At 36.6% G+C, this 8,135-nt stretch carries 7 protein-coding genes; 1 reads left to right on the forward strand and 6 read right to left on the reverse strand.

What is annotated here, in order from left to right; translation table 11 throughout:
- Nucleotides 1-274 precede the first annotated feature (274 nt).
- The 5 genes from CWS20_RS24335 to murB form a co-directional block, all read right to left on the reverse strand.
- Nucleotides 275-2,011, reverse strand: a complete 1,737-nt coding sequence (locus CWS20_RS24335) for an ABC transporter ATP-binding protein (RefSeq protein WP_066198410.1) — start codon at nt 2,009-2,011, stop codon at nt 275-277.
- Complete coding sequence (locus CWS20_RS24340) at nt 2,008-3,750, reverse strand: ABC transporter ATP-binding protein (RefSeq protein WP_066198412.1); 1,743 nt, start codon at nt 3,748-3,750, stop codon at nt 2,008-2,010. The genes CWS20_RS24335 and CWS20_RS24340 overlap by 4 nt, the downstream gene beginning before the upstream one ends.
- A gap of 364 nt (nt 3,751-4,114) precedes the next feature.
- Nucleotides 4,115-4,891: an ABC transporter ATP-binding protein gene (locus CWS20_RS24345; RefSeq protein WP_066198415.1), complete on the reverse strand. Its 777-nt coding sequence runs from the start codon at nt 4,889-4,891 to the stop codon at nt 4,115-4,117.
- Between the two features lie 134 nt (nt 4,892-5,025).
- Nucleotides 5,026-5,511, reverse strand: a complete 486-nt coding sequence (locus CWS20_RS24350) for a flavin reductase family protein (protein ID WP_066198417.1) — start codon at nt 5,509-5,511, stop codon at nt 5,026-5,028.
- Between the two features lie 5 nt (nt 5,512-5,516).
- Nucleotides 5,517-6,437, reverse strand: coding sequence for a UDP-N-acetylmuramate dehydrogenase (gene murB, locus CWS20_RS24355; RefSeq protein ID WP_066198419.1), 921 nt, complete (start codon nt 6,435-6,437; stop codon nt 5,517-5,519).
- Nucleotides 6,438-6,689: 252 nt separating this feature from the next.
- On the opposite strand from murB, the gene CWS20_RS24360 reads away from it, so the two are divergent.
- Nucleotides 6,690-6,932: a YuzB family protein gene (locus CWS20_RS24360; protein ID WP_066198422.1), complete on the forward strand. Its 243-nt coding sequence runs from the start codon at nt 6,690-6,692 to the stop codon at nt 6,930-6,932.
- Between the two features lie 330 nt (nt 6,933-7,262).
- Here the strand turns inward: CWS20_RS24360 and CWS20_RS24365 are convergent, their stop codons facing one another.
- Nucleotides 7,263-8,021: an arylamine N-acetyltransferase family protein gene (locus CWS20_RS24365; RefSeq protein WP_066198425.1), complete on the reverse strand. Its 759-nt coding sequence runs from the start codon at nt 8,019-8,021 to the stop codon at nt 7,263-7,265.
- Nucleotides 8,022-8,135 lie beyond the last annotated feature (114 nt).

The raw sequence follows: 8,135 nt of genomic DNA on the forward strand, positions 1-8,135 counted from the left end.
GATGAGAATCTTTAATAGGAAAGAAAACGTCTTTACTGTGAAGCGGAAATCCTTTTTTAAGTATTTCCGCTTTGTTTTATTTGTGAGACTAGGTTATGGAGAGTTGTTTATGTAGTGGGTGTGCTTTCTTCTCATTTGGGGCGCTGCTTTGGAAAAGTAACACCCTAAATACTAACTTTTTCCTCTTTTCGGCATTACTTTGTCAAAGTAAAACATCTATCATCAAAAAAAGCCACTCTTGCATGGCAAGAGCGCTTCTAAAAAAATTCGATCCTTAAACTTGCAATGATTTCGCCTGCATTTGATACATTTGTTCGTATATTCCCCCAGCTGCAACTAATTGTTCATGTGTTCCTTGTTCTTTAATCTCACCGTGCTCTAGTACTAAAATTCGATCAGCATTTTTTATTGTCGATAATCGATGGGCGATAATAAAAGTCGTTCTTCCCTGTTTTAGTACTTCCATTGCATTTTGGATGATTTCCTCGGTCTCAGTATCAATATTTGAAGTTGCTTCATCTAATATGAGAATCGCCGGATCATAGGCCAAAGCTCTTGCGAATGAGATAAGCTGGCGTTGTCCAGAGGAAAGCGTGCTACCTTTTTCGATAACCGGTTCGTCAATCCCATTTTCCAAATGACGGAGGACACGGTCTGCGCCAACAGCTTTTAAAGCTTTCTCTACTTGTTTTATCGAGATGTTTGGATTGTTTAAACTGACATTAGATGCGATAGTTCCAGTAAATAAATAAGGGTCCTGCAGGACGATTCCCATATGCTCACGGATTGTCTGACGCGATAATGACGTAATGTCTATCCCGTCAATATATATTTTTCCTTTTGAAGGATCGTAGAAGCGGAACAATAGGTTCATAATTGAACTTTTTCCTGAACCTGTATGACCGACAAGCGCAACGGTCTCTCCGCGTTTTGCTTCAAATGAAAGGTTTTTTAATACATATTCTTCGTCTTTATATGCGAAGGAGACATCTTCAAATATCACATGGCCATCGTAACGATTCATTTTTTCTTCAGATACCATCTCCCCCTTTAAATCCATTACCTCGAATACTCGGTTTCCAGCAACAAGTGAACGCTCTAGTTGAGAAAATTGATTCACAATATTTGTAATCGGATTGAATAATCGAGTTAAATAATCGACAAAAGCATATAGCGTTCCCGCAGAGACAATTTCCGCATTGTTCATTGATTGTGTACTGAAATAAATAATAAACGCAGTAAACAATATTAACCTGAGTGTATTAACCAGATTATGTGAAGTTGCTGAATCTAATACAAGCAGTTTGCGCTCATATTTATAATGTTCCTCATTCATCTCATCGAACTCTTTTGTCATTTGTTTTTCTCGTCGAAAAGCTTGAATGATTGTCATTCCTTGGATAGATTCATTGATCATTGCATTAATATCTGCAATCTTTGTTCTGATAATATCATTATATTTTGAAGCATATTTACGATAAGTGATCATCCAAATATAAACAACAGGAATCATAATCATGGCGATTAACGCCATTTTCCAATTTAGAATGAATAAAGCAACATACACACCAATAATTGAGATCGTACTGGTTACGAAGCTGGACAATACTTGCACAAATAAATTTCTTATTGCCTCTGTATCATTCGTTACCCTTGCAACAATTTTTCCGGCTGGCAATGTATCAAAATATTGAATAGGTAGTGTTTGAATATGACCAAACACGTCCTTTCGCAGTTTTTGCACAATCCGATTGGAGCCCTTCTGTAATTGAATATACATGAAATATCGAAAAGTCGCTGTCAATATTGACAATGTAAAGTATAAACAAAGCAGCCAGACAATTGGCTGGATATTTAGGTCGCCTAATGTCATATACTCATCAATGATATGCTTTGCTATAAAAGGACCTGCTAAATCTGTAAACACAGCAATAGTTAAGAAAAGTAAGGCAACTAAAATGATACCTTTAAAATGTAATGCATATTGTGTTAATCGTTTTCCTGTACTCATGAATGTGCACCCTCCAGCTGTTGGCGATCAAACTGCTCTTTATACCAACCGTTTTCTTTTAGCAGCGCATCATGTTTACCATGTTCCACAATCTTTCCATCATCTAGTACAATGATTTGATCTGCATGCTGAACACCCGATAAACGGTGAGTAGTAATTATAGTAGTTTTCCCACTACGTTCACGTTGAATGTTTCTAATGATATTTGCCTCGGTTTTAGCATCAACAGCAGATAATGAGTCATCTAGGATTAAAATTTCTGGATTTTTTATTAAAGCCCGAGCGATGGACACGCGCTGTTTCTGGCCACCTGAGAGAGAAACACCCTTTTCTCCAACTAATGTTTCTAAGCCAAGTGGAAGATTCTTTAAATCTTCTTTAAAAGAGGCAAGAGATATAGAGCGGTCAATATCCTCGTCAGTGGCATCCTCTTTGCCAAATAATATATTCTCCCGGATTGAACGTGAAAATAAAACATGGCTTTGCGGGACATACCCTATCCAATCGAGAACCTGTTCCTTTGTTTGAGAAGAAATATCAATATCATCAATCGATAATTGCCCTTCTTTAAGCGGATATTCTTTAAGTAGCTGTCTAATAAAAGTCGTTTTTCCAGCTCCTGTTTTCCCTACAATCCCCAATGTTTCACCGCTTTTTAACGACAATGAAATTTCCTTCAAATTCACCGCTTGACTGGTTGGATATTGGAAGGACAAGTCTTTAAATTGAACTGAATGCGGCAGTTCGATATGAGCAGCTGTTTGCGGATTGGCCACATCTGCCTTGTAGTCTAATGTTTCTTGAACACGATCAAGCGATGCATTGCCCTGCTGCATTACGTTAATTAATTCTCCAATCGCGTAGATTGGCCATACCGCCAAGCCTAAATACACATTGAAAGTAACAAGCTGACCAACAGTTAATTCCCCGTTTGATACTAAAACGGAACCATACCCGAGTGCTACTACATAACTTATCCCAGTACCAATCGTCGTAATCGGTCCAAAAAGGGCATTAATTTTTGCTGTATGCATATTTTTTGCGTATACATCTTCGCTCATATCAGCAAATTTCATTTCATCCTTTTTCTCTTGTACATAGGCTCTGATAACACGTACACCAGACACAGATTCCAGCACATTATCATTAAGATTTCCAAACGCATCCTGTGCTTTCATATATCTTTCATGTACAAGCCTGCCTAAATATTGAATAAGAACTGCCATAATCGGAACAGGTAACATGGCAAAGAACGTCAGCTTCCATGAAATCATAAAGCCCATCGCACAAATGATTGCACCGAGAAATAATGTCGAGTCGATTAATGTCATAATGCCAAAGCCTGCTGTAAGTGAGACCGCATTTAAATCATTCGTCGATCTCGCCATCAAATCGCCTGTTCGATTTTTTTCATAAAAAGTAGGCGTCATTAACAAAAACTGTTTCATCAATTTCCGCCTCATGATTCTTTCTAGATTTATTGCTCCTTCAAATAAACCATATTGCCAGAAAAAATTAAGAATGTAGCCCGAAATAATGATGCTAATAAAAATAGCTACATATTGTATTAATATTTCTTTCGTCATCGCTCCATCAGTAATGATATCGATAATCAGCCCAATTAAATATGGAGGAATAATTTCTAAGATTGTTGCAATGATTAATAAAATAATGGCAAGAGTATATTGCTTCCAATATTTTTTGAAAAACCACGCTAATTTCCCTAACACATCAAACATGTATTACACCTTCTTTCCAACAAATGTGATCTGAGCTACCCACTATTTAGTAATTCCTTTTTATACAGTAGTATTTGCAATTTTTTCCACATAATCATCTACTCCTTTAAGTTTTGATCACTAAAAAATCCAACAAAAAAGATGCACACCCTATAAAGAGCATGCATCTCCCGAAAAGGTATATAACAGTAGCGTCATACCTAATCATTTATTAAATTCGTTTACTTAAATGAAAAGGGTATGGACAATTATGTAGTTGTATCTGTTTAAGCTGATATCATTTTTACGCATTGTCCATACCTCCTATTTTAAAGTTTTTAGTGTCTTAAGAAGATTACCACTTTTTTCATATCATTGTCAATCCTTAAATTTTTATCCACGGCCGTTTCTCACGCCATTCAATATTTACTCTCATATTGAAAAACTCGCTTAATGCATGACTTGATACAATTTCTTTTGTTTCACCACTTGAAAAAATTTCTCCATCTCGTATTAATAGCGTTTTATTAAAAAGCGGCATGATTTCCTCAATATGATGAGTGACAAAAATCATAACTGGCGCTTCAGGTGATTTAGCAATTTCAGCAATGCCCTTCATGAGCCCTTCCCTTGATAAGAAATCCAACCCTGTTGTTGCTTCATCCAAAATTAAAAGCTCCGGCTTTGCCATTAAGGCCCTCGCTATCAGTAATTTTTGCCTTTCTCCTTGCGAACAAAATTGGTATGTACGATTATAAAGATGTATACAACCTAACTGCTCCATTAGATGAAGGGCTCTCTCATGATCCTTCTCTGTTATACTTTCATATACACCGATAGAGGCATGCTTTCCGCTTATAACAATGTCTTCTGCAGAATCATAAGGTCGCATTCTTTCCTGAAAGGAAGAACTGACCCAACCAATTCTCTTACGTAGCTCATTCAAATCTATTTTCCCCAATGAAAGCCCTAACACTGATACTTGACCTGTAGTAGCCCAGCTGTAGCCCATAACTAAATTTAACAATGTCGTTTTCCCAGATCCGTTCAAACCAAGAACGGCCCAATGCTCTCCTTTATTCACATTCCAGTTAATGTTTTTTACTATCGGTTTCTTATTCCTAACCAAGCTTACATTTTCTAACATGATAGTATCGCCCATTATTTTCCTATCCTCCTTATCTATATATGAAATCTAGTACTACATTTGATCAGAGTCAAGATTTTTTCGGAAATTTCTAATAAATTTGTTAAAATAAAGAAGCAGTCTTAAGGACTGCTCCACATTTAAGTTCATTACTCATAAAAGCTTGCAGGAATGCCATCGAACTTTCTTTTATGATATAGCAATGGTTCCTTTTTATTACTCTCAATATCAATCACTTTGCCGATTAAAATCATATGATCTCCTGCATCAACCGTTTTAAATGTTTCACACTGAAAAACGCCTGCACAATCCGCAATAATTGGGAGATTATGCTCAGAATTTTTCCAATCTGTATTTTTAAACCGATCTAATCCTTTTGATGCAAACAGTGAGCAAACTTCTGCCTGATCACTCGCTAGCACATGAACAGCAAATTTATCGGTGTTTGTAAATTTATTATAAGATGATACACGCTTATCAATTGACCATAATAAAAGCATTGGATCTAGTGAAACAGATGCAAATGAATTAACAGTTAATCCGAGTGGTACACCTTCATCATCCATCATTGTAACGACTGTCACACCAGTAGGGTAATTCCCCATGACTTCTTTAAATAAATCTGCTTTACTCATATTAACTATCCCCTTTCAGTTGTATCGTCTTCACCAATTATTTGTACTTCCCTTTCAAGGTTCACTTTAAATTTTTCGTTAACAATTCCTTGAACTTTCCTTATTAATTCAATGTAGTCAGTTGCAGTCGCTTCGTTTACATTGACCATAAATCCTGCATGCTTTGTTGATACTTGAGCTCCGCCGATTGTTAATCCTTGTAAACCGCTGTCTTGAATGAGCTTACCGGCAAAATGTCCCGGCGGTCTTTTAAATACACTGCCACATGATGGATATTCCAGCGGCTGCTTTGATTCACGCAAAGCTGTAAATTCATTCATTTTCTCTTGTATGTCTAGTTTTTTTCCATCTAGCAGACGAAACCTGGCTTCTAATATGATCATTCTTTGCTTCGCGAACACGCTGGAACGATAGGCAAATTGAAAGTCAGAAGGTGTCAAGGTAATCCTCTCGCCTTTCATTGTTAATGCACTTACCTCAATTAAAACATCTGATACTTCTCCGCCGTATGCGCCCGCATTCATAAAGACTGCTCCGCCTGTACTGCCGGGGATTCCACATGCGAATTCAAGACCTGATAGTCCGTTTGCAAGCGCTGAACGAGAAACATCAATGATTGTTGCACCACTGCCAGCAATGATATCTTTATTTTCAATACGAATCTCATTTAAAAAGTCAAGGTTTAGAACAATTCCTTGTAAGCCATTATCACTGATTATGACATTGGCTCCCTTACCTATAAGTGTGAGTGGAATATGATGAGTATAAGCGAATTGAACAATGCGCTCCACATCATCGGTATTTTTCGCTTGAATATAATACTCAGCCACCCCGCCCACTTTGATATATGTATGTTTAGACATAGGTTCTTGGCTGTAAATTAAGCTATCTGTGCATAATTGCTTTAAAGTTTCAGTGATGTTCATTCTTGTGCTCCAATCTGTTATGCTTTACAAAGGTAGTAATCATTTTTATACTGAAAGGTATAAAAATAAAATAACATGAAATGCATTAATTTACTAGTACTTTGTTATTTTAACATGACGTTCACCTGTATATTAGGCAAATGCCTTCATTATACTAATGTGATATGTTAATTATATTCTAAATAAGGGATATTTGTTTAAGAATATTAATTATAATTCCTTCTTATTAGATAAAAGAAAGAGTGAAAAAGAATGGGTCTAATTTTATTAGAAATATGCGACCTCAACCTTTTATCGGAATCTGCCCTTGCAGAGCTGCTGGAGCAGTACCCAGAGGTGGCGGTCATGAGCTATGAATGCCAAAATCTGTGCGGGTTATGCAGAATGAGACCATACGCTTTAGTTAACGGCCAGCGCATATTTGGTAAAGATATAAAAGAATGCATCGAGAATATTAGAGTAAAAATTGAAGAAGAACTTTCTCTTTTTGCTTAATCTATAATAACGGATCCAGAGTAATTCTGGATCCGTTGAGACTCTAGAGACACTCATTCTAAAATAAAGTGAAACTTCAATCAGTGGGGGGATTCTTCATCCCCCACTGATTATTAGTTGAACCAATCGGGCTTACAGCCCGTTAATCTGCGATAAACTAAAAGGAATGCATGGGGTTTTCCGAGGCTCTCCGTGGGCGAGAGTCGAGCCCCTTCGCCTCTAAGCTATCTCGCTTCACCCGCAGGAGCCGAGCGGTCACCTCTCCAAATTTAGCTGAAAGTTCTTTATTTCACTTTGTCTACATTCTCAAGGATTCAGAATAATTCAACCTTATAAATCCAAATTAAAATATTTCTTCGCCAAGTGAATATGCTCAGAATTAGCAAGACTCACTTTTGTTATTTCACCCTGTTTATTTTGAATAAATGAACTTTCAGTTAATGTAAGTGTCATTCCATTTTCACATTTTGTTATAAGCAGTTTTTTATTAAATGGCGAAAGCGGGCTTTTTAAGATAATATCTCTTATTTCCTCTAATTCAGTATCATCAGAAATGATATCATTAGAACTGAATTTATAGCCCACTTTCCATTCATTGTTTTTATTCATCTCTAATGTATATTCACTGTCATGATGATTGATACGAAAGGCTCCATTTTCAGATGTAACAGCTTTACCTGTCAGTGGAACTGGAGTAAGCGGCAAATTATTGCCGAAGCCTGTGTCCACCACATATTGTTCATTTTTATTTGAAAGTAATATGAGCACATGTGTGTTGCCAGTTTTAGACCAAGTATCTTCAGCTTGATCAAATACAGTTCCTCTAATTAATTGTACACTCATTCCATTTTCTTTCAAGAAGTGATAAAGCAGTGGATTCAATTCATAACATAGTCCACCTTCGTTATTACGCAACAACTTTTCTGATAAATATTCTTTATTAATAAAAGGAGCTTGTTGTTTCAAAATAGATTTATTTTCGAACGGTATAGCCGCAGCAGTCTTTTTTAAAACCTCTTCCAAAGTATCAAAGCTCACAGGCTGTTTTATATTTGTTCGCTTTCTAAATGCTTCATTGAATTGTTCCATTCACCTTTCCCCTTTATCTCATACTACTACAATCATATCATCACTTTGTTTTTTAGATAAAGTGAAACTTCAATCAGCGGGGGTTTTCTTCACCCCCCACTGATTGTTAGTTGA

The organism is Cytobacillus horneckiae (assembly GCF_002835735.1).
Lineage (GTDB): Bacteria > Bacillota > Bacilli > Bacillales > Cytobacillaceae > Cytobacillus > Cytobacillus horneckiae.